Consider the following 21341-nt stretch of genomic DNA (forward strand, 5'->3'; position numbering starts at 1 on the left):
CCGCGGGCGCCCGGTGAASACCCCGGGCCCCCCGCGGCGTGCGGCGCCCCCTACTCGGAGGAGACGCCGCTCGCCAGGGTCACCGTCAACTACGCCTTGACGTAGACGTTGGTGAGGTTGACCTGCGCGTAGTTGGGGCTCAGGAACGCCCCACCCAGCTTGGTGCCGATCAGGGTGTACGCCCGCGTGTAAACGGTCGGGATCAGCGGAGCGTGCTTCTCCATGATCTCCTTGTCGAGGTCACCGTAGGCCTTGGCGGCCTTGGCACGGTCGGGCTCGAGGCGGAGGTCGGCGAGCTTCTTGTTGATGCCCTCGTCGTTGAAGTACGAGTAGTTGTTGTTGCCCTCGGCCTTGATCTGCTTGCCGTCCATGAGGACACCAAGGGTCGAGTTGTTGTCCGGGTAGTCAGCACCCCAGCCAGAGGCCATCAGGTCACAGGTCGTGTCCTTCTTGCCGATGGTGGTGTAGTAGTCCTTGCGGTCGATCGGGTTCAGCGCGATCTGGAAGAGGTTCTCCCGCTCGAAGCTGGACTTGACGATCGCAGCGGCCTTCTGACCAGCGGCCGTGTTGGCGAAGCAGTAGGACAGCTTCGGCACGGTCTTGCCGGTGAGCAGCGTCTTCGCCTTGGCAACGTCACCGTTGGGGCCGGCCTTGTAGACGTCGAAGTTCTGGTAACCCGGAACGTTCTGCGCCGTGATCGTCGTCGACGGGACGGCGACCTTGCTACCGCCGGCGTTCTTGATCGCCGCGTCCTTGTCGTACGCGTAGATCAGGGCCCGACGAACGTCAACGTCAGTCACCTTGGTGGTGTTGATGTTGATGTAGTTGGCGTACGGCGTGACGCCGGACAGGACCCGCTTGGTCAGCTCCGGGTCGGCCGCGACGGTCGAGATGTTCTCCTGCGCGACGCTGGAGGTCATCGTCGCCGCGCCGTCCTCACCCTGGCTCGCGATCAGACGCTGGGTCTGGGTCGCGCGGTTCGGGGTGAAGTCCACCTTGATGGTGTCCGGGTACTGGTGACGGACCGGGTCGGTCTTCGGGTCCCAGTTCGGGTTCCGCTCCAGGAGGAGGTAGTTGTCGATCTTGTATTCCTTGCGCTTGTACGGACCGGAGGAGACCCACTCCTCCTCGTACTTCGCGCCAGTGTCCTTGGCAGCCGGCACCGGGGTGGTGTTCGGGTACACGGCCAGGGCCGGGAACTCCGGGTGCGGGTCCTTGAACGTGAAGATGATCGTCTTGTCGTCCGGGGTGGCCACACCGGGGACGCCAGCGTCACCGGTCGCCGCGTCCGGGCCCTGGTACTTGCGGTCCGGGTCGAGCGCGTTCTGGATGTACTGCGCGCCCTGCTGACCGAACGTGCCGAACGAACGGGCGATCGAGTGCTTGATGTCAGCGCTCTTGATCGGGCTACCGTCGTCGTACTTGAGGCCGTCACGCAGGGTGTACTTCCACACCTTGCCGCCCTCGGAGCTCTCACCGGCGTTGATGGCGAGGTCACCGACGATCTTGACCGTGCCACCCTCCTCCGTCGGCTCGATGTACGCGGTCAGCGTGCGGTGGAAAAGGTTCGTGCTGAAGCTCAGCGCGTCGCCCACGTAGATCTGCTGCGGGTCGAGGTGCTCGAAGTTGCCATCCTGGAGCCACAGGACCTGTCCACCCTTGCGAGCGTCCTTGACCTCGGGGGCCGGGACCGGGGTGGTGCCCTTCAGGTCGATCGAGATCGACTGCTTCTGCTCCTTGGCGTTTTCCTCGCCCTTGCTGTTCTCGGTCTTGCTGCAACCAGCGGCGGCGAGGCCGATGGCGAGGGCGCTGATGGTCAGCACCCGTACGCGGTGTCGCACGGTATCTCCTCTCTCAGGCCCGACACTCAGGGCTCGTCCGGAAGGACCAGTCCAGGTGTGGGACGACTATGGGTGGTGCAGCCGCTACTTCGTCGACTTGGGGTCGAGCGCGTCGCGGAGGGCGTCGCCGAACAAGTTGAAGGCGAGCACCAGGATGAAGATCGAAACACCGGGGATCAGCATGTACATCGGCTCCTCGCGGTACCAGAGCACGCTGTTGTTGATCATGCGTCCCCAGTCCGGCGTCGGCTCCACCACGCCGATACCGAGGAAGGACAGGGCCGCCTCGCCGGTCACCGTCGCCGGCACCGCCAGGGAGAAGGTCACCAGGATCGGGGCCCAGAGGTTCGGGAGGAGCTGGCGGAACAGGATGTGACCGAGACCGGCACCCGCCGCGCGGGCCGCCTCGATGTACTCCCGCTCACGGAGCGAGAGGACCTGGCCGCGGACCAGTCGGGCCGTGCCCATCCAGCCGAAGACCGAGAAGATCACGATGATCGTCCAGATCCGGCTCCACTCGCCGACCTCGCCCTTGTCGTCAGCGAGCCACGTGTTGACGATCGGGATGGCCGCGAAGGCGAAGATCAGGAACGGGAACGCCAGCATGTAGTCGGTGAACCAGTTCAGGAAGGTGTCGACCCAGCCGCCCACGTAGGCGGCGACGATGCCGATCACGACCCCGATCACCAGGGAGATCACGGTCGCGAGGACCGAGATCAGCAGCGAGGTGCGCGCGCCGAAGACCAGCTGCATGAACATGTCCCGGCCGACCTGCGGCTCGACACCCAGGATGTGGATGTGCTTGGACGGGCCGTCCGAGCTGAAGGTGATGCCGCCGAGGACGCCGAGCGGGCGGCCCTCGTCGTTCAGCAGGTTCGAGTTCAGGGTGCGCGGGCCGTAGCCGTAGATCAGTTCGATCACGTCGGCCAGGGCGGCCACGACGAAGAAGAGAAGGACAATGCCCAGCGAGAAGACACCGACCCTGTCGCGCTTGAGCCGCATCCAGGCGAGCTTGCCCGGGGATCGGCCGACGATAGCGGTCTTCTTCGCCTCGGGGGCGTCCGCCACCAGGGTCGCGCCAGCTTCGGGGGCCTGCCCCGCGCCGGTCGACTTCGTATCGCTCATGAACGTGCCTCCTCCAAGCGGGTGGGCCCGTCTCGCCCTCCCACGTCGGAAAAGTAGCGGGCGTCACGGACTTCGTGGACGCCGCGCTGCATCGTTCCGATAACAGCTCGGTCACGCGGGCCCAAATACCCGGTTGATTGGACCGGTTTTACCCGCGAAAGGCAATGATAAGAGCTTTATGGAAAAAGTGGTGTACCGGGGGTTTGTCCAGATTTTGCGTCACCATCAGTAGTGATCGCTGTGCGGCGGGTAGCGCATCGCACTCACGTTGAATCACGAGCTGGCTAGTCGCCACCCCGCCCCGCTCGGCTCGCCCCCGCGTCACCACTTCTGACAAGAGACTTTGCCGAATGGGAGGGCCCCGCGCAAGGCAATAGAGGTACCTGGGGGGCTCCCCACCGTGCAACGCTGGTCACAACGTCCATGCAGGAGGTTCACATATGGCACTATTCGACGTCGCCACCGCGGCCGTCGAGGCCGCTCTGGCCGCTGGCGCGCGGTACGCCGACGCGCGGGTCATGAGTCGGCGCTACGAATCGATGTCCGCTCGGAACGGGGAGATCGAGGATCTCACCCAGCAGGAGGACGCCGGGATCGGCGTCCGCGCCCTCGTCGGCTCGTCCTGGGGCTTCCAGGCCGTGCCCGACCTGACCGAGAAGGCCGCGCGCGAGGCGGGGAACGCCGCGACGGCCATCGCCAAGGCCAGCGGGCTCGTCGCCGGCCCGGCGCTCGAGCTCGTCCCCACCGAGGTCCGGCAGGACACCTGGGCCGGCCCGTGCCAGGTCGACCCGTTCACCGTGCCGCTGTCCGTGAAGGGGGACCTGCTCGTCTCGGTCACCCGGACCATGCGGGACAGCGGAGCGGACCAGGCCGAGGCGCTCTACCAGCTCTGGGAGCAGCGGTCCTGGTTCGTGTCCAGCGCCGGGCACCGGATCGAGCAGAAGGTCGTCAAGTCCGGGGGCGGGATCAGCGCCACCGCGAACGGCGAGTTCGAGACCCAGCGCCGGTCGTACCCGTGTTATCGCGGCCAGTACGGCACGGCGGGCTGGGAGCTGGTCGAACAGCTCGACCTGCCCGCGCACGCCGCCCGGGTCGCCGCCGAGGCCCGCGAGCTGCTCACGGCCCCGGAGTGCCCGTCGACCACGACCGACCTGATCCTGGGCGGCGAACAGCTGGCGCTGCAGATCCACGAGTCGGTCGGGCACGCCATCGAGCTGGACCGGATCCTCGGCTGGGAGGCCGCGTTCGCCGGCACCTCGTGGCTGGAGCTCGACAAGCTCGGCAGCCTGCGGTACGGCTCCGAGCTGATGAACATCACGATCGACCCGACGATCCCCGGCGCGCTGGGCTCGTTCGGCTACGACGACGAGGGCACGCCGGCCGCCGCCCGCGACGCGGTCCGCGACGGGATCTGGGTGGGCGTACTCGCCGGCCGGGACTCCGCGGCCGTCGCCGGGCTGGACTACGGCGGCAGCGTCCGGTCCGACGGCTGGTCGCGGCTGCCCATGGTCCGGATGACCAACGTCGGGCTGGAGCCGGGTCCGCACACCCTGGAGGAGATCATCGCGGCCACGGACGACGGCGTGATGATGGAGACGAACCGGTCCTGGTCGATCGACGACCGGCGGCTCAACTTCCAGTTCGGTACCGAGATCGGCTGGGAAGTGAAGAACGGCGTGCGGGGGCGGGTGCTGCGCAACCCCACGTACACCGGAATCGGTCCGTTGTTCTGGCGGTCCATGGACATGTTGTCGTCGGAGACGGTGCCCTGGGGCACACCGAACTGCGGCAAGGGGCAACCGGGCCAGACCGGGCACACCGGCCACCCCGCCGCCCCGGCCCGCTTCAAGGGAGTACGAGTGGGAGTGCGCTCATGACCAACCTCATCGTCGAGCAGGTGCTCGACCTGGTCGGCGGCCGCGCCGAGGCCGACGTCCACATCGACGACTCGGTGCTGTCCCTGACCCGGTTCGCGAACTCGTTCATCCACCAGAACGTCTCCGACCAGGCGGTCACGGTGCGGCTCCGGCTGCACCTCGACGGCCGGACGGCCGGCGGCACGACCACGGTCACCGACCGGGCCGCGCTCGCCGAGTTCGTCGAGCGGACCATCGCCGCGGCCAAGCTGTGCCCGCCGGACCCGACCTGGCCGGGGCTGACCGCGCCGACCGTGGCCACCGGGACCGGCAACGTCGACCGGGCCACCGCCGAGGCCGATCCGGCGGTCCGGGCCCGGGCGGTGCGCGCGTTCGTCGACGCGGCCGGCGGCCTGTCCACGGCCGGGTACTGCCGGACGACCGCCAGCACCGCCACCTACGGCAACACCCTCGGCCACATGGTCTCCGGGGTGACCTCCTCGGCGGCGATGGACGGCATCGCCCGCGCGCCGGGCGCCGACGGGGTGGCCCGGTGGAGCGGGGTGTCCCTCGACGGGCTCGACGGCGGCCGGCTCGGGCGGGTCGCGGCGGCCAAGGCGCTCGCGGGCGTGGACGCGGTCGAGCTGCCGCCGGGCCGGTACGAGGTCGTGCTGGAGCGCGGCGCCGTACAGGACCTGCTGCTGTTCCTCGCGTCGTACGCGTTCAACGGCAAGGCCGTCGCGGAGGGCCGGTCCTGCCTGCGGCCGGGCGAGGCCCAGTTCGACCCGGCGTTGACGCTGCTCGAGGACCCGGTCGGGCCCCGGTCGGTGGGCATGCCGTTCGACCTGGAGGGCACGCCGCGCGACACCCGGTGGCTGATCCGGGAGGGGGTCTCCGAGGGTCCGCTGCACGACCGGCGCACCGCCGCGGCGGCCGGCACCGCCACCACCGGCAGCGCCGTCGTGGACGGCGAGCGCTGGGGGCCCCGGCCGACGCACCTGTCCCTGGCGACCGGCGCGGCCCCCGGGGCGCACACGGACGGCCCGGTGTCGGACGACTCCGTCGGTGGCCTGGTCGCCGGTGTGCGCAGGGGTCTGCTGGTCACGGACTTCTGGTACACCCGGGTGCTGGACCCGCGCAGCCTGGTCGTGACGGGTCTGACCCGCAACGGCGTGTGGCTGATCGAGGACGGCGTGATCACCCGTCCGGTGCAGAACCTGCGGTTCACCCAGTCCTACCCGGAGGCTCTCGCGCCGGGTTCGGTGCTGGGCGTCGGGGCGGTCGCCGAGTCCACCCCGGTCAGTTGGTCGTTGGAGACGGTGACCGCGCCGGGACTGCGCCTCGGGTCCTGGAACTTCACCGGCGGCGCGTCCGGGTAACCGCTCCCAGCGGCCACGGCGTAACGTGTGCGGGCGCGGACGACGTGGCGATGATCACTAGTGATGATCACCACGGCGTCCGGGCCGACACACGCCGGAAGCGCTGAATCTCAGGGAGCGCAGGGAATGACGACTACGGCAACGACGCCGCCGCGGCCACGGGCCGCCATCGCGGCCAAGACGTTGCGGACAGACCGCTGGTGGCTGGCGCCACTGTTGACCGTGCTCGGGCTCGGCGCGTGGGTCACCTACGCCACGGTCCGGGTATTCATGCAGAACAACTACTGGGTGGACGAGTACCACTACCTCACCCCGTTCTACTCGCCGTGCGTGTCGAACGGGTGCGTCGAGGCGTCCGCGGAGTTCGGCCGGTTCCTCCCGGACCACCCGCTGCTGCCGTACGCGGCCCTCACCCTGCCGTTCCTGCTGCTCTTCCGGCTGACGTGCTACTACTACCGGAAGGCCTACTACCGCGCCTTCTGGATGTCGCCGCCCGCCTGCGCGGTGCCGGACGGGCACAAGAGCTACAAGGGCGAGACGAAGTTCCCGCTGCTGGGCCAGAACCTGCACCGGTACTTCTTCTACGCGGCCGTGGCCATCTCGCTGATCAACACCTGGGACGCGGTGCTCGCGCACCACTCCCCGACCGGGTTCGGTTTCGGCCTCGGCAACGTGGTGCTCTGGGTCAACGTGATCGCGCTGTGGGCGTACACGGCCTCGTGCCACTCCTGCCGGCACATCATGGGCGGCCGGCTCAAGCACTTCTCCAAGCACCCGGTGCGCTACCGGCTGTGGAGCTGGGTGTCGGCGTTGAACACCCGGCACATGGGCCTGGCCTGGACGACCCTGGCCACGCTGGCGCTCACCGACTTCTACGTGATGGCCGTCGCGGCCAAGTGGATCACCGACTTCAGGTTCGTGGGATAAATGACCAATATTGACAGGTACCAGTACGACGTGGTGGTCATCGGGGCCGGCGGAGCGGGTCTGCGCGCGGCCATCGAAGCCCGACTGGCCGGCAAGAAGACCGCGATCATCTCGAAGTCGCTGTTCGGCAAGGCGCACACCGTCATGGCCGAGGGAGGCGCGGCTGCCTCGATGGGCAACGTGAACTCCAAGGACAACTGGATGGTGCACTTCCGGGACACCATGCGGGGCGGGAAGTTCCTGAACCACTACCGGATGGCCGAGCTGCACGCGAAGGAGGCCCCTGCCCGGATCTGGGAGCTGGAGACCTACGGCGCGCTGTTCGACCGCACCCCGGACGGCAAGATCTCGCAGCGCAACTTCGGCGGGCACGAGTACCCGCGGCTCGCGCACGTCGGCGACCGTACCGGGCTGGAGATGATCCGTACCCTCCAGCAGAAGATCGTGTCCCTCCAGCAGGAGGACTTCGCGGCCACCGGCGACTACGAGTCGCACATCCGGGTGTTCCACGAGACCACGATCACCGAGCTGATGCTGACCGACGGGAAGATCTCGGGCGCCTTCGGGTACGTCCGGGAGTCCGGCGAGTTCCTGCTGTTCGAGACGCCGGCCGTCATCCTGGCCACCGGTGGCATCGGCCGGTCCTACAAGGTCACGTCGAACTCGTGGGAGTACTCCGGCGACGGGCACGCGCTCGCGCTGCGGGCCGGCGGCACGCTGGTCAACATGGAGTTCCTCCAGTTCCACCCGACCGGCATGGTCTGGCCGCCGTCGGTGAAGGGCATCCTGGTCACCGAGTCGGTCCGCGGTGACGGCGGGATCCTGAAGAACTCCGAGGGCAAGCGGTTCATGTTCGACTACGTCCCCGACGTCTTCCGCAAGCAGTACGCGGAGACGCCCGAGGAGGGCGACCGCTGGTACACCGACCCGGACAACAACCGGCGCCCCCCGGAGCTGCTGCCCCGCGACGAGGTGGCCCGCGCCATCAACTCCGAGGTCAAGGCCGGCCGGGGCACGAAGGCCGGCGGGGTCTACCTGGACATCGCGAGCCGGCGGAGCGCGGAGTACATCCGCAAGAAGCTGCCGTCGATGTACCACCAGTTCAAGGAGCTCGCCGACGTCGACATCACCTCCGAGCCGATGGAGGTGGGCCCGACCTGCCACTACGTGATGGGCGGCGTCGAGGTCGACCCGGACAGCACGCAGGCGCGGGTCCCGGGGCTGTTCGCGGCCGGCGAGGTGTCCGGCGGCATGCACGGCTCCAACCGGCTCGGCGGCAACTCGCTGTCCGACCTGCTGGTGTTCGGCAAGCGGGCCGGTGAGCACGCCGCCGCGCACGCCACCGCGCACGGCCCGGCGACCGTGGCGCAGTCCGATGTGGACGCGGCCGTCGCGCACGCCCTGTCGCCGTTCGAGAACGACGGCGAGAGCCCGTACGCCCTCCAGCACGAGCTGCAGGAGGTCATGGGCGACCTGGTCGGCATCATCCGCACCGCCGCCGAACTGGAGTCCGCGATCGAGCGGCTCGCGGTGATCCGGGAGAAGGTCGGACGGGTGAAGGCGACCGGCGGGCGGAAGTACAACCCGGGCTGGCACCTGGCCCTCGACCTGCGCAACATGCTGGTCGTGTCCGAGTGCACCGCCCTCGCGGCCCTCGAACGGCAGGAGAGCCGGGGCGGCCACACCCGCGAGGACTTCGGGAAGATGGACTCCGCCTGGCGCAAGGTCAACCTGATCTGCGGGCTCGACGGCGAGAAGGTCACGCTCAACCCGCAGCCGCTGCCGCCGATGCCGCACGAGCTGCTCAGCCTGTTCGAGAAGTCCGAGCTGAAGAAGTACATGACCGCAGAGGAACTGGAGGGGCTCACCGATGGCAACTAAGCGCCAGTTCCGGGTGTGGCGTGGCGACGACACCGGCGGTCAGCTGGAGGACTTCGAGGTCGAGGTCAAGGAGGGTGAGGTCGTTCTCGACATCATCCACCGCCTCCAGGCCACGGAGACCCCCGACCTCGCGTGCCGGTGGAACTGCAAGGCCGGCAAGTGCGGCTCGTGCTCGATGGAGATCAACGGCATGCCCCGGCTGGGCTGCATGACCCGGATGTCCACGTTCACCGAGGACGAGACGGTCACCATCACGCCGCTGCGGACGTTCCCGGTCATCCGTGACCTGGTCACCGACGTGTCCTTCAACTACGAGAAGGCGCGGGAGACCCCGGCGTTCGCGCCGCCCGCCGGGGTGGCCCCCGGCGAGTACCGGATGCAGCAGATCGATGTCGAGCGGTCCCAGGAGTTCCGCAAGTGCATCGAGTGCTTCCTGTGCCAGAACACCTGTCACGTGGTCCGCGACCACGAGGACAACAAGGAGGCGTTCGCCGGCCCGCGGTACTTCATCCGCGCCGCCGAGCTGGACATGCACCCGCTGGACGCGCGCACCGACCGCAAGGACTACGCGGTCGAGGAGCAGGGTCTGGGCTTCTGCAACATCACGAAGTGCTGCACGGAGGTGTGCCCCGAGCACATCAAGATCACGGACAACGCGATCATTCCGATGAAGGAGCGCGGCGTGGACCGGAAGTACGACCCGCTGGTCTGGCTGGGTAGCAAGATCTTCCGGCGGTCCGAGGCGAACAGCTAGAGGCGTCGTGGTGGTGGCCCGTTCCCGGTGGGGGCGGGCCATCGCCGTGTCCGGCGCCGGACGGCGGGCCGGGCGACGCTCCGAGCCGATGTCGCCCCGGGCCGTGCGACGTGCCGGGGTGGATGTCGCTCCAGGCCGGGCGACGCTCCGGGCCGATGTCGCCCCGGGCCGGGCGACGCGCCGGGGAGGATGTCGCTCCAGGCCGAGCGACGTGCCGAGCCGATGTCGCTCCGTCGGGCGGATCAAGAGCCGGTTCCGAGGGGTACCCGCGCCTCTGGAACCCCCGGCCGCCCTGGCGCGTCTCATCGGTATGCGTCTACTCCTCGCACTCCTGCTGCTGACCGGCCTCACCGGCTGCGCCTCCGGGACCGCCCCGTCCGACTCCCCGAGCGGTTCGGCGGCCGGGGACGAACCGCAGAGCTACGCGATCTCCGACAAGGCACTCCCGGCCTGGGCCGCCTTCCCCGTGGACCGTTCCCCGCGCCCCTTCGTCCGCCTGAACCCGGGCGACCACCCCAGCACGGTCGAGGGCGCCGACCCGACCGGGAACGGGAAAGCCGCCGAGCTGACCAGCAAACTGGTCCTCGCCGCCGGCCTGCCCCGGGGTCCGGTGAGCACCCCGGAGGGCGTGCCGCTGCGCTCGGCCGCCGAAGCCTGGGACGGGCTGCTCGTCGCCCGAGGGGAGCCTGCCGGCGGCGCGACCCCGACGGTCCTGACGGTCACGGCCGTCACTCTCGGCACGGCGAAGGAGCGCACGGACCGGGGCCCGCTCGACCTGCCCGCCTGGATCTTCACCACGGACTCGGTGAGCTTCGCGTTTCCGGCGCTGGCGAAGTCGGAGTTCTGGGCGCCGGAGAGGGGGCTGAACATGGGCGTTTCGGTGGGCGACGACGCGAGGTTCTCGGGCAACACCTTCACCGTGTCGCTGCCGAAGGCGCGGCAGGGCTGCCCGGGGTCGAGGGTCTACCGGTACGAGCCGGAGATCCGCGAGTCCGCCACCTCCGTCGCGGTCGGCCTACGGACCGTGTTCACCGACCAGGTGGTCCCCGGCAAGCCCCCGAGGGGTGGGTGCGCGCAGGACGCGATGCTCGTCGTGGAGAGGTACCAGGTCACGCTGCCCAATCCGTTGGGCGCGCGGGTCCTGGTCGACTACGCGGGCGGGCCGATCGCGGTCCAGTGACCCCGGGCCCGGCGGGGCGACCCGCCAGGCCCGTGCGGCCCGGCGCCCCTCAGGCCGCGTACTTCTGCAGGTCGTCCAGGATCCGGTTCGCCGCGGTGACCCCGATGCCCGTCATCCACGTCTCGTCCGACACCACGTGCGACCGGCCCGCCTTCACGGCCGACAGCCCCTGCCAGAGCGGGCTCACCGCCGTGTCGGCCTGCTTCTGCGCGGACTTCTCGCCGTACGCGGCCACGAACAGCACGTCACCGTCCACCTCGGACACCCGCTCGGAGCTGACCTTGTCGAACCGCTTGTCCTCCCTGGTGGCGAGGAGCTGGCGTTCGGGGCGGCCGTACCCGGCGTCGCGGAGGACGATGCCGGCGAACGAGTCGGGGCCGTAGACCCGGATCTCGGTGGGCATGAAGCGCACGACACTGATCTTCAGCTGCGGCTTGCCGACCCCGCGGGCGCGGGTCTCGTAGTCGGCGAGCAGCTTCCTGGCCTGGGCGCCCTTGCCGAGCGCGTCGCCGTCGAGGAGGAAGTTCTCCTTCCAGGTGACGCCGACCTTCTCGGTGTACACCGTGGGCGCGATCTTGGTCAGCTCGTCGTAGAGCTCGGGCTGGCGGAACTTGGAGCCGAGGATCAGGTCCGGCTTCAGGGCGGCGATCTTCTCCAGGCTGGGGGTCTGGAGGGTGCCGACGAGGGCGGTCTTCTTCGGGTCCAGCTTCAGGTAGCCGGGCAGGGAGTTGGTCTCGGCGGCGGTGGCCGCGCCGACGGGGACGACGCCGAGGGACAACGCCGTGTCGATCTTGTCGGTGTCGAGGACCACGACCCGCTTCGGCTGTACCGGGATCTTCGTCGTGCCCATGGCGTGCACGAGGTCGCGCGTCTCCCCGGCGGAGTCCGCCGAGCCGCCCGAGCACCCGGACAGGGCCAGCAGCCCGACGAGCACCGCCACCACAGTCTTCCGCATCACAAACCCCTTTATTTTGGTACGACCAGCGGAGCGCCGGTCACCGGACAGGGCACGACCACGCAGTCGAGCCCGAAGACGGTCCGCACGAGGTCCGCGTCGAGGATGCTCGGCGGTCCCTGGGCGACCAGCGCTCCGTCGCGCAGGGCGACGAGGTGGTCGGCGTACCGGGCCGCCTGGTTCAGGTCGTGCAGCACGGCGACGACGGTGCGGCCGTCGAGCCGGTCGAGGCGGCGGAGCAGTTCGAGGACCTCGATCTGGTGCGCGAGGTCGAGGTACGTGGTGGGCTCGTCGAGCAGCAGCACGTCGGTGTCCTGGGCGAGCGCCATCGCGATCCAGACCCGTTGCCGCTGCCCGCCGGACAGGGCGTCGACGGGCCGGTCGGCGAGGTCGGCCACGGACGCCATCCGCAGCGCCTCCTCGACGGCCACCGTGTCGCCGGTGGACCACTGGCTCCACCAGCGCTGATAGGGCTGCCGGCCCCGGGCGACCAGGTCCGCGACGGTGACCCCCTCGGGGACCAGCGGGGACTGCGGCAGGACGCCGAGCCGCTGGGCCAGTTCGCGGGTGGGGGTGGCGTGCACGTCGCGGCCGTCGATCAGGGCGACGCCGGCGCGCGGCCTGAGCAGCCGGGCGAGGGTGCGCAGCAGGGTGGACTTGCCGCACGCGTTCGGGCCGACGATCACGGTGAACGCGCCGCCCGGCAGGTCCAGGTCGAGCCCGTCGAGGACGGTCCGGTCGTCGTAGCCCACGGTCAGCCCCCGGGCCGACAGCTCCACGGGTGGCCTCATCGGGCTCTCCTCAGCAGTAGGTACAGCAGGTACGGGCCGCCGATCGCCGCCGTGAACACGCCCGCCGGCACCTGGACGGGGGCGAACGCGACCCGGCCGGCGGTGTCGGCCGCGACCACGAGCGCCGCGCCGACCAGGGCGGCCCCGAGCAGCGGCGGCCGTTCGGAGCGCCAGAGTCGGCGGGCGACCTGCGGGGCGACGAGGGCGACGAAGTCCACGGCCCCGACGTAGCCGACCGCGACGGCGGCCAGCAGCACCCCGACCAGGGCCAGCCCGATCCGGCGCGCCACGGGCCGGACGCCGATCGCGCGGGCCGTGTCGTCGTCGAGGGCCATGGTGTCCAGGGCCCGGCCGGCCCAGAGCAGGGCGGGGAGGGCGAGCAGGAGGGCGAGGGCGATGACCTGGGCCTCGGCGTACCCACGGCCGTTGAGGGAACCGATCAGCCAGATCTGGGCGCGCTGCGCCTCGATGCCGTCCGCGCCGACGATCACGACCTCGATCAGGGCGCGCAGGGCCATGGCGACCGCGACCCCGGCGAGCACGAACCGTTGCGCGGCGAGCCCGTTGCGCGCGCCGACCAGCAGGACGAGCGCGGCGGCGAGCAGCCCGCCGAGGACGGCGAACGGCGCGATCACCTCGTACGCGACCCCGGACGTCAGCGCCACCGTCGCCGTCAGCCCCGCGCCCTGGGTCACGCCGATCACGTCGGGGCTGGCCAGCGGGTTGCGGGTGACGCCCTGCACGAGCGCCCCGGCCAGCCCGAACGCGGCCCCGGCGACGACGGCGAGCACGATCCGGGGCAGCCGGAGCTCCGTGACGACCAGGTCGCCGGTGAGCAGGCCGCGCACCACGTCGGCGGGGCTCAGCACGGTCTCGCCGAGCATCAGGCCGCCGAGGACGACGAGGACCAGCACTGCGAGGAGGGCAGCCGCGACGGGGAGGCTGCGGCGGCGTACCAGGAAGGTGGTCGGTCCGATCTTGACCTGGAGTCTCATGCGGCCACGGTCCTGGCCCGGCGCACCAGCAGGACCAGCAGCGGCGCGCCGATCAGGGCCGTGACGATGCCGGCGGGCACCTCGCCGGGCGGCACGACCACCCGGCCGATCACGTCGGCGGCGAGCAGCAGCGCGGGCCCGAGCAGCAGGGCGGTGGCGAGCACCCAGCGGTGGTCCGCGCCGACCAGCGCGCGGGCGAGGTGCGGCACGGCGAGCCCGATGAACCCGATCGGCCCGGCGACGGCGACGGCGGACCCGGTGAGCAGGACGACGGCGAGCGCGCCGAGCGCCCGGATCCGCCCGGTGCGCTGCCCGAGCCCCCTCGCGACGTCCTCACCGAGCGCGAGGGCGTCGAGCCCCCGGGCGATCCCGGCCGCGATCAGCCCCCCGACCAGCAACAACGGCAGAACCTGAAGAACCATCACCGGGGTACGCCCCGTGAGCCCGCCGACCACCCAGAACCGGTACTCCTCGAAGGTCCGCCCGTCCACCGACAGCACCCCGACCACCACGGCCCCGAACGAGGCGTCGATCGCGGCCCCGGCGAGCGCGAGGGTGACCGGGCTGGCGCCGTCCCGGGCCCGCGCGGACACCCCGTAGACGAGCGTCCCGGCGAGGGTCGCGCCGAGCAGGGCGAACCCCACGTACCCGGGCAGGGTGCCCAGTCCGAAGAGGGTGATCGCGACGATCACGCCGAGTGACGCCCCGCCGCTGATCCCCAGCAGTCGGGGGTCGGCGAGCGGGTTGCGGGTGAGCGCCTGCATGACGACGCCGGCGAGCGCGAGCGCCGCCCCGACGGCCAGTCCGATCAGGGTCCGGGGCACCCGCATCGAGCGCACGATGGTGGCGGCCTCTGAACCGTCGTGCCCGACCAGGGCACGGATGACCTCGCCGGGGGCGAGCGGCCTGCTGCCGATGGCGAGACTGGCGAGGACGACCGCCGCGAGCAGGAGCGCGGCGACCGTGATCACCGCCGCGCGTCGGGTCGGGTGCACTCCGTCAGCGTAGGGTAGGCATCCCTAAGCTTCCAGTCACGGTGAGTCAGCGCACGAGGTACTCCCGCAGCGCCTCGACGATCGGGGCGTCCGCCGGCAGCCAGGCCACACTGTCGAGCTCGTCGACCGCGAGCCAGCGCAGCTCGGCGTGCTCCAGGCACTGCGGCTCGCCGCCGACCAGGGTCGCCAGCCAGATCCGGAGCACCGCCCGGCCGTGCGGGAGCAGCACGTCGGGGCCGACCCGGTCGCCGACCTCCACCTTGACCGCGAGTTCCTCGTCGATCTCCCGGAGCAGGGCGTCGACCTCCAACTCCCCGGGCTCGACCTTGCCACCAGGGAATTCCCACCCACCGGCCAGCTCCGGGGGTTCGGCGCGGGCGCAGGCCAGCACCCGACCATCCCTGACAATTGCCGCACCGACGATCAGCTGAAGCACGGGTTCACTCTGCACGGGGCACAACAGTGCCAGATCGCGCGAAAATTTGTTGTGCACCCGCGTCCGGAACATCCGGACGTGCCGAATTTGTGTCCGTAGACACAGGTGGCCGTGACCTGAAGACTCTAGGCACCGCTGATGTACCTGGGACGTCCCTTGGGTCACGAACCCACAACACCGGAGGTGGACCGTTCACCCGCTCGATCGCGCAGCGTTGCGTGACGCGCTCTCCCAGCTCGACGGCTGGCGGGGGGACGCCGACCACATTCAGCGCACCCTCCCCCTGAACGAAGCCCAGCACGCCGACCTCACCGAACGGGTGAAGGTGTTCGCGGACGCACTCCAGCTCCGCCCCGAGATCCGGCGCGCCGACGGACAGACGCATATCCGACTCCGCAGCCCCGACGGCGCCCTGACGACCTCCGAGGTGGCGCTCGCCGCCCGGATCGACGTCGCCTTCCGCACCGTCACGGAGTGACTTTCCTTCCTGTTCACGCCCCGTATGCCGGGTTGCGCCGGGCCCTGACTCGACCGCCCACAAACCTCGCCACACCCGGCGGGGACGTGCTACCGTTGTGGTGTTACGCAGTCAGTTGTCATGTGATTCATGTGCGCCTGTGGGAAGTGACCACAGGCGTTTTGTTTTCTCAACGGCAACTGTGTGCGTGAGTAACCGGGATCCGCGCAGCGCGGAACCCACATAGATTTAGAGGAAAAACATGGCTTCAGTTCAGGGCACCGTCAAGTGGTTCAACGCGGAGAAGGGCTTCGGCTTCATCTCCCCCGACGACGGCGGCGCCGACGTCTTCGCTCACTTCTCCGCCATCGCGACCAGTGGCTACCGCAGCCTGGACGAGAACCAGCGGGTTGAGTTCGAGATCACCCAGGGCCAGAAGGGCCCGCAGGCGGACAACATCCGCCCGATCTAGGGTTTTCTGAGACTGGCCCGGTTCGCATCACGCGAACCGGGCCAGTTTTGTGTGTGCGGCCGGAAGTCCGCGCGCGGTGCTTCGCTGGGGCCGGGGGCTGGTGTGCGCGCTGGCACCGGTGCCTGGCGGAAGTCAGCGCGGCCTCCGGGCCGCTCGGGGATCGGCGTGGCAGGGGCTGCGGGCGCGGGAGCTCCAGGCCTAGGCTCGCCGGATGACCTTCGAAACCGGACAGACGATCCTGCGGCGGGACGTGCACCGCGACGGCCGGATCGCGTGGGTCCAGACCGCACGGGTCGTCAGCGACGACGACCGCGGCGTCCTGACCTGGACGGCGGCCGGCTCCGAGACGATGGTCCGGACCACGCTCGGCGGTGGCCTGATCCGCAGGATGACCCTGGCCGAACGGTCCGCCGTCCCCACCATGCTGAGCCCCCGGCCGTGGCGGGACACCGGGGTGCTGATCCTGACCCCGCCCGGCGTCGCGCACTCGATCTGGTGGTTCTTCGACCTGGCGGGCACGTTCACCGGCTGGTACGTGAACCTAGAGGCGCCGTCCGTCCGCCGGTCCGGCGGGTTGGACTCCACGGACTTCGCGCTGGACATCTGCGTCGAGCCGGACCGGTCCTGGGCGTGGAAGGACGAGGACGAGTTCGCCGAGCGCACCGGACACCGGGCGTACTGGACCGCGGCGGAGGCCCCCGGGATCAGGGCGGAGGGCGAGCGGCTCGTCGCCCTCGTCGAGGCGGGCGGCTACCCGTTCGACGGGTCCCTGGTCGACTTCCGGCCCGACCCGTCGTGGAAGCCGTCGGTCCTGCCCCCGGACTGGGACGTCACCGCCTGACCAGGCTGGGACGGCACCGCCCGACCGGGCGCGGCAGACCGGCGTCCCGGCAGCGGCGGCGGCAGACCGGCGTCCCGGCAGCGGCGGCGGCAGACCGGCGACCCGGCGGCGGCAGCGGCAGCGGCAGCGGCAGCGGCAGCGGCAGCGGCAGCGGCAGCGTGCCCACCCCGCCGCGAACCCGGATCGGCGGTACGCGGGCCGGCCGTCTCCGGCGGACCCGCGTACCGGACGTGCGCTAGACGTTGAAGCGGAAGTCGACCACGTCGCCGTCCGCCATCACGTACTCCTTGCCCTCGATCCGGACCTTGCCGGCCGCCTTCGCCGCGTTCATCGACCCGGCGGCGATCAGGTCGTCGTACGACACGATCTCGGCCTTGATGAACCCGCGCTGGAAGTCGGTGTGGATCACGCCGGCCGCCTCGGGCGCCGTGGCCCCGATCGGGATGGTCCAGGCACGGACCTCCTTCGGCCCGGCCGTCAGGTACGTCTGCAGGCCCAGGGTGGCGAAGCCGACCCGGATCAGCTGGTGCAGGCCGGGCTCGTGCTGGCCCACGGACTCCAGCAGCTCGCGGGCCTCCTCCTCGGGCAGGTCGATCAGCTCGGACTCGATCTTCGCGTCGAGGAAGATCGCGTCGGCGGGCGCGACCAGGTCCCGGAGCGACTGGAGGAACTCCTCCTGGCCCAGTTCGGCCTCGTCGACGTTGAAGACGTAGAGGAACGGCTTGGCGGTGAGCAGGTGCAGCTCGCGGAGCAGTTCGGTCTCGATGCCCTTGGCCTTCGCGCCCGCGTACAGCGTGGTGCCGTCGTTGAGCAGCTCGGTCGCGGCCTTGGCGGCGGCGACCACCGCGGCCTTGTCCTTCTGCATCCGGGCTTCCTTCTCCAACCGGGGCAGAGCCTTCTCCAGGGTCTGCAGGTCGGCGAGGATCAGCTCGGTGTTGATGGTCTCGATGTCGTCGGCCGGCGAGACCTTGCCGTCGACGTGCACGACGTTGGGGTCGGAGAAGGCGCGGACCACCTGGCAGATCGCGGCGGCGTCGCGGATGTTCGCGAGGAACGCGTTGCCCCGGCCCTGGCCCTTCGACGCGCCCCGGACCAGGCCGGCGATGTCGACGAAGTCCACGGTGGCCGGCAGCAGCTTCTGCGAGTCATGGATCTTGGCCAGCTCCGCCAGCCGGGCGTCCGGCACGCCGACCACGCCGACATTCGGCTCAATCGTGGCAAAAGGGTAGTTCGCGGCGAGGACATTGTTCTTGGTCAACGCGTTGAACAGGGTGCTCTTGCCGACGTTGGGCAGGCCGACGATCCCGATTTGAAGACTCACGGGGACCGAGTCTACGGGGTGCCACGCCCCGCACTACGGCCGTGTATATACGTTCGGAGGAGGTGTCGTCTGTGACGCGACGCGTGTGGGACTTTGACCGGATCACCCCGGAAGCCGGCAGGGAGGCGGTCGCGTTGCTCACCCGGCGCTGGCGACCCGAGGACCTCGCGGCGCTGCCCCGGGCCGACTACCGCTACGAGATCCTGGACGGCGCACTCCTCGTGACCCCGGCGGATTCCGAGGAACACCAGTCCTGGTGCGCGTGGGCGCACGACACACTGAGAGCCTCGGCCCCGCCCGGCTGGCGGGTGCACTGGAACCTGGGCCTCGCCCTCGAGGACGACCGACTCGTCCCGGACCTGCTCGTCCTCTCCCCCGACGCACCCGGAGCACACCGGACCTACAACCCCGTCACCCCGGCGCTGGTCGTCGAGGTCGAGTCCGACCGGACCAGGGGCGTGGACCGGACCGGTAAGCACGAGGCCTACGCGTTCGCCGGGATCCGGGGCTACTGGCGGATCGAGCGCACCGGGGTGCTGCACGTCCACCGGCTCAGGGGTTTCGAGTACACCGCCGAATGTGTTCTGGAACCCGGCGGGTCCGCGGTCCTCGACTGGCCGTATCCGGTCACGGTCACGGTGCCGGAAAAGCCTTGAGGGCCAGGTCGAACGCGGTTGATGGTTACGCCGCGTTTCTGGGCCGGCGCGCATCGGCACTTGGATGGGGAGGCCGGAGGGGAGGCGTGGGAGCGCAGGCTTGGGGCCAGATCACGGGGCACCGGGCAGCGTTGAGCCCCTCACCCGGCGATGCTGTGTCTCCGCTTCATCTGGCGATGAAGTGCAGGATGACGTTGTGGGCGTGCTGGGACTTGTCCGAGCCCCGGAAGTCGATCTCGTAGGTCTGGGTGCCGACGTGCACCGCGATGGACCCGGTCGAGAAGTACGACCCCGCCCAGGACTTGTTGCTGACCACGCTGACGCTGGAGATCTTCGAGTACGGGATCGAGGTGATGGCCACCTTCTTCCCCACGAACGACTTGTCCTGGATGATCACCCGGCGGTTCGTGAGGCCGATGAAGCCGGTGCCGACGCCGATCGCGTCGTACACCGCGATGATCTCCTCACCGGCGAGCAGGCCGCTCTGGATCTGCGCGAGCTGTTCCTTGCGGTCGTACACGATGTTGGCCATGCTCCCAAAATAACCGGTCACGTCCACGTCCGATTCCCGCGAGCCCCGGCCACTGACCGGGCGCATCATGGTCATGTGGAACTGGATTTCGAGCGGTGCTACCGGACGATCGAGACGCGCGACGCGCGCTTCGACGGCTGCTTCATCACCGCGGTGCGCACGACGGGGATCTACTGCCGGCCGAGCTGTCCGGCGGTGAAGCCCAAGCGGCAGAACGTCTCCTTCTTCCCCTCGGCGGCGGCCGCCCAGCGCGGCGGCTACCGGGCCTGCATGCGCTGCCGGCCGGACGCCTCGCCGGGCTCGCCGGACTGGGACGTCCGGGCGGACCTGGTCGGCCGGGCGCTGCGCCTGATCGGCGACGGGGTGGTGGACCGCGACGGGGTGCCGGGGCTGGCCCGCCGGCTCGGGTACACGGAAAGGCATCTGAACCGTCTGCTCACCACGGAACTCGGCGCGGGTCCGCTCGCGTTGGCCCGGGCGCAGCGGGCCCGCACGGCGCGGACCCTGATCGAGAACACCGATCTGGGGCTGGGCGAGATCGCGTTCGCGGCCGGGTTCGGCAGCATCCGGCAGTTCAACGACACGATCCGCGAGGTGTACGCGGTCGCGCCCACCCACCTGCGCCGCAACCAGCGCACCTCGGGCCCGGGCGGCCTCCGCCTGAAGCTGCCGTACCGGGAACCGTTCGACGCGAAGGGCATGTTCGACTTCCTGGCCGGGCACGCCGTCGCCGGAGTGGAGTCCACCGAGGGCGGTTACAGCCGGTCGCTGCGGCTGCCGCACGGCTCGGGCCGGGTGGCACTGGAACCGGCCGACGGCCACGTCCTGGCGACGCTGACCCTGGGTGACCTGCGGGATCTGGCCCCGGCGGTGGCCCGCTGCCGCCGGCTGCTGGATCTGGACGCGGACCCGGCGGCCGTGGACGCGGTGCTGGCCGAGGACCCGGTGCTCGCCGGTTCGGTGCGGGACAACCCGGGCATCCGGATCCCGCGCGCGGTTGACGGCTTCGAGGTCACGGTCCGCGCGATCGTCGGCCAGCAGATCTCGGTCGCCGCCGCGTGCGGGGTGGCCGCGAAGCTGGTCCGCGACGGCCTGTTCCCCGACGCACCGGCCCTGTTGGAACTCCCGGACGAGGCGTTCCCGATGCCCGTGAAGCGCCGCGAGACCCTGCGGGCCCTGGCCCGGGCGGTGGTCGACGGCGACGTGGACCTGGAGCCCGGAGCGGACCGGGACGCCGCCGAACGCGCCCTGCTCGCTCTCCCCGGCATCGGACCGTGGACGGCCGGCTACGTGGCGCTGCGGGCCCTCGGCGCCCCCGACGTACTGCTCGACACCGACCTGGTGATCCGCCGGACCGCGCAACGGCTCGGCATCACCGACCTACCCACCCACGCGGAGCGGTGGCGCCCCTGGCGCTCCTACGCGATGCTGCACCTCTGGAGGTTGTCATGGACTACGCAGTGATCCCGACCCCGGCCGGCCCGTTCACCCTCGTCGTCGACGTCGACGGCGCGGTCCTGGCCAGCGGCTGGACCACGGCCCTGGGCGAGCTCATGCCCCAGGTACACCCGAAGCTCAGACCCACCGAAGACCTCCGCGAACGGGCGGACCTGGGCGAACTCACCCGGACCGTCACCCGCTACTTCGACGGCGAGGTCACCGCGATCGACAAGGTCGAGGTGCGCCAGCGGGGCGGCGAGTTCATCGGCGCGGCCTGGGACGTCCTGCGGACGGTGACCACCCCGGTGACGTACTCGGAATTCGCGGCCCTGTCCGGTCGACCGGCGGCGGTGCGCGCCGCGGCCCAGGCGTGCGCACGCAACGCAGTTGCCCTGTTCGTCCCTTGTCACCGCGTGATCCGGACGGACGGGAGTCTCGGCGGCTTCCGCTGGGGACTGAAAGTGAAGGAACAGCTACTACTCCACGAGGCTTCCATCCGGTAAGAAA

General features: G+C 70.3%; 19 protein-coding genes and 2 pseudogenes. 12 read left to right on the plus strand and 9 right to left on the minus strand.

Annotated elements, in window-relative coordinates; genetic code table 11:
* Positions 1 to 89 precede the first annotated feature (89 nt).
* Together PT931_RS15475 and PT931_RS15480 are read right to left on the minus strand one after the other, a co-directional pair.
* Complete coding sequence (locus tag PT931_RS15475) at positions 90 to 1841, minus strand: ABC transporter substrate-binding protein (RefSeq protein ID WP_456246439.1); 1752 nt, start codon at positions 1839 to 1841, stop codon at positions 90 to 92.
* Between the two features lie 84 nt (positions 1842 to 1925).
* A complete protein-coding gene (locus PT931_RS15480; protein ID WP_456246440.1) occupies positions 1926 to 2966 on the minus strand; it encodes an ABC transporter permease in 1041 nt (346 codons plus the stop codon).
* A gap of 440 nt (positions 2967 to 3406) precedes the next feature.
* Here PT931_RS15480 and PT931_RS15485 point away from each other — a divergent pair, with 440 nt between their 5' ends.
* The 6 genes and pseudogenes from PT931_RS15485 (at position 3407) to PT931_RS15510 (ending at position 10943) form a co-directional block, all read left to right on the plus strand.
* Positions 3407 to 4843, plus strand: a complete 1437-nt coding sequence (locus PT931_RS15485; protein WP_456246441.1) for a TldD/PmbA family protein — start codon at positions 3407 to 3409, stop codon at positions 4841 to 4843.
* Positions 4840 to 6201: a TldD/PmbA family protein gene (locus PT931_RS15490; RefSeq protein ID WP_456246442.1), complete on the plus strand. Its 1362-nt coding sequence runs from the start codon at positions 4840 to 4842 to the stop codon at positions 6199 to 6201. The genes PT931_RS15485 and PT931_RS15490 overlap by 4 nt, the downstream gene beginning before the upstream one ends.
* 126 nt (positions 6202 to 6327) lie before the next feature.
* On the plus strand, positions 6328 to 7128 hold the full coding sequence (locus PT931_RS15495) for a hypothetical protein (RefSeq protein ID WP_456246443.1): 801 nt from the start codon (positions 6328 to 6330) through the stop codon (positions 7126 to 7128).
* A complete protein-coding gene (locus tag PT931_RS15500; protein WP_456246444.1) occupies positions 7129 to 9009 on the plus strand; it encodes a fumarate reductase/succinate dehydrogenase flavoprotein subunit in 1881 nt (626 codons plus the stop codon).
* Positions 8999 to 9751: pseudogene (locus PT931_RS15505) on the plus strand (succinate dehydrogenase/fumarate reductase iron-sulfur subunit); the annotation flags it as partial. The gene PT931_RS15500 and the pseudogene PT931_RS15505, both read left to right, overlap by 11 nt.
* 322 nt (positions 9752 to 10073) lie before the next feature.
* Positions 10074 to 10943, plus strand: a complete 870-nt coding sequence (locus tag PT931_RS15510; protein WP_456246445.1) for a hypothetical protein — start codon at positions 10074 to 10076, stop codon at positions 10941 to 10943.
* Between the two features lie 49 nt (positions 10944 to 10992).
* Here PT931_RS15510 and PT931_RS15515 read toward each other — a convergent pair whose 3' ends face one another.
* From PT931_RS15515 to PT931_RS15535, 5 genes are read right to left on the minus strand one after another with little or no spacing between them, the layout of a single operon-like run.
* Positions 10993 to 11898 carry an ABC transporter substrate-binding protein gene (locus PT931_RS15515; protein ID WP_456246446.1) on the minus strand — a complete coding sequence of 302 codons (906 nt, stop codon included), beginning with the start codon at positions 11896 to 11898 and terminating at the stop codon, positions 10993 to 10995.
* Between the two features lie 11 nt (positions 11899 to 11909).
* Positions 11910 to 12689, minus strand: a complete 780-nt coding sequence (locus PT931_RS15520) for an ABC transporter ATP-binding protein (protein ID WP_456246447.1) — start codon at positions 12687 to 12689, stop codon at positions 11910 to 11912.
* Positions 12686 to 13684: a FecCD family ABC transporter permease gene (locus PT931_RS15525; RefSeq protein ID WP_456246448.1), complete on the minus strand. Its 999-nt coding sequence runs from the start codon at positions 13682 to 13684 to the stop codon at positions 12686 to 12688. Before PT931_RS15525 ends, PT931_RS15520 begins: the two co-directional genes overlap by 4 nt.
* Positions 13681 to 14679, minus strand: coding sequence for a FecCD family ABC transporter permease (locus tag PT931_RS15530; protein ID WP_456246449.1), 999 nt, complete (start codon positions 14677 to 14679; stop codon positions 13681 to 13683). Before PT931_RS15530 ends, PT931_RS15525 begins: the two co-directional genes overlap by 4 nt.
* Before the next feature lie 46 nt (positions 14680 to 14725).
* Positions 14726 to 15106 (minus strand): (deoxy)nucleoside triphosphate pyrophosphohydrolase, encoded by a 381-nt coding sequence (locus PT931_RS15535; RefSeq protein ID WP_456246579.1) that lies wholly within the window; start codon positions 15104 to 15106, stop codon positions 14726 to 14728.
* A gap of 217 nt (positions 15107 to 15323) precedes the next feature.
* Between PT931_RS15535 and PT931_RS15540 the strand changes: the two are divergent.
* The 3 genes and pseudogenes from PT931_RS15540 to PT931_RS15550 form a co-directional block, all read left to right on the plus strand.
* Positions 15324 to 15593, plus strand: a pseudogene (locus PT931_RS15540) (4a-hydroxytetrahydrobiopterin dehydratase); the annotation flags it as partial.
* 241 nt (positions 15594 to 15834) lie between these two features.
* Positions 15835 to 16044 (plus strand): transcription antiterminator/RNA stability regulator CspE, encoded by a 210-nt coding sequence (gene cspE, locus PT931_RS15545; protein ID WP_363730462.1) that lies wholly within the window; start codon positions 15835 to 15837, stop codon positions 16042 to 16044.
* 211 nt (positions 16045 to 16255) lie between these two features.
* The gene (locus PT931_RS15550) at positions 16256 to 16885 is read left to right on the plus strand and encodes a DUF402 domain-containing protein (protein ID WP_456246450.1); all 630 of its coding nucleotides are present in this window, start codon (positions 16256 to 16258) and stop codon (positions 16883 to 16885) included.
* Positions 16886 to 17120: 235 nt separating this feature from the next.
* On the opposite strand, the gene ychF is transcribed toward PT931_RS15550, so the two are convergent.
* Positions 17121 to 18206, minus strand: coding sequence for a redox-regulated ATPase YchF (ychF, locus tag PT931_RS15555; RefSeq protein WP_456246451.1), 1086 nt, complete (start codon positions 18204 to 18206; stop codon positions 17121 to 17123).
* Between the two features lie 71 nt (positions 18207 to 18277).
* Here ychF and PT931_RS15560 point away from each other — a divergent pair, with 71 nt between their 5' ends.
* Positions 18278 to 18862, plus strand: a complete 585-nt coding sequence (locus PT931_RS15560) for a Uma2 family endonuclease (protein WP_456246452.1) — start codon at positions 18278 to 18280, stop codon at positions 18860 to 18862.
* Positions 18863 to 19028: 166 nt separating this feature from the next.
* On the opposite strand, the gene PT931_RS15565 is transcribed toward PT931_RS15560, so the two are convergent.
* Entirely contained in the window at positions 19029 to 19394 is a 366-nt protein-coding gene (locus PT931_RS15565) for a PH domain-containing protein (protein ID WP_456246453.1), read from the minus strand.
* A gap of 75 nt (positions 19395 to 19469) precedes the next feature.
* On the opposite strand from PT931_RS15565, the gene PT931_RS15570 reads away from it, so the two are divergent.
* On the plus strand, positions 19470 to 20858 hold the full coding sequence (locus tag PT931_RS15570; RefSeq protein WP_456246454.1) for an AlkA N-terminal domain-containing protein: 1389 nt from the start codon (positions 19470 to 19472) through the stop codon (positions 20856 to 20858).
* Entirely contained in the window at positions 20843 to 21337 is a 495-nt protein-coding gene (locus tag PT931_RS15575) for a methylated-DNA--[protein]-cysteine S-methyltransferase (RefSeq protein WP_456246455.1), read from the plus strand. Before PT931_RS15570 ends, PT931_RS15575 begins: the two co-directional genes overlap by 16 nt.
* Positions 21338 to 21341 lie beyond the last annotated feature (4 nt).

Source organism: Longispora urticae (genome assembly GCF_053902585.1).

Coding starts and splice junctions, on each gene's coding strand:
- PT931_RS15480 (WP_456246440.1), bottom strand. CDS start 2,966: ATGAGCGATACGAAGTCGACCGGCGCGGGGCAGGCCCCCGAAGCTGGC.
- PT931_RS15485 (WP_456246441.1), top strand. CDS start 3,407: ATGGCACTATTCGACGTCGCCACCGCGGCCGTCGAGGCCGCTCTGGCC.
- PT931_RS15490 (WP_456246442.1), top strand. CDS start 4,840: ATGACCAACCTCATCGTCGAGCAGGTGCTCGACCTGGTCGGCGGCCGC.
- PT931_RS15495 (WP_456246443.1), top strand. CDS start 6,328: ATGACGACTACGGCAACGACGCCGCCGCGGCCACGGGCCGCCATCGCG.
- PT931_RS15500 (WP_456246444.1), top strand. CDS start 7,129: ATGACCAATATTGACAGGTACCAGTACGACGTGGTGGTCATCGGGGCC.
- PT931_RS15510 (WP_456246445.1), top strand. CDS start 10,074: ATGCGTCTACTCCTCGCACTCCTGCTGCTGACCGGCCTCACCGGCTGC.
- PT931_RS15515 (WP_456246446.1), bottom strand. CDS start 11,898: ATGCGGAAGACTGTGGTGGCGGTGCTCGTCGGGCTGCTGGCCCTGTCC.
- PT931_RS15520 (WP_456246447.1), bottom strand. CDS start 12,689: ATGAGGCCACCCGTGGAGCTGTCGGCCCGGGGGCTGACCGTGGGCTAC.
- PT931_RS15525 (WP_456246448.1), bottom strand. CDS start 13,684: ATGAGACTCCAGGTCAAGATCGGACCGACCACCTTCCTGGTACGCCGC.
- cspE (WP_363730462.1), top strand. CDS start 15,835: ATGGCTTCAGTTCAGGGCACCGTCAAGTGGTTCAACGCGGAGAAGGGC.
- PT931_RS15550 (WP_456246450.1), top strand. CDS start 16,256: ATGACCTTCGAAACCGGACAGACGATCCTGCGGCGGGACGTGCACCGC.
- PT931_RS15565 (WP_456246453.1), bottom strand. CDS start 19,394: ATGGCCAACATCGTGTACGACCGCAAGGAACAGCTCGCGCAGATCCAG.
- PT931_RS15575 (WP_456246455.1), top strand. CDS start 20,843: ATGGACTACGCAGTGATCCCGACCCCGGCCGGCCCGTTCACCCTCGTC.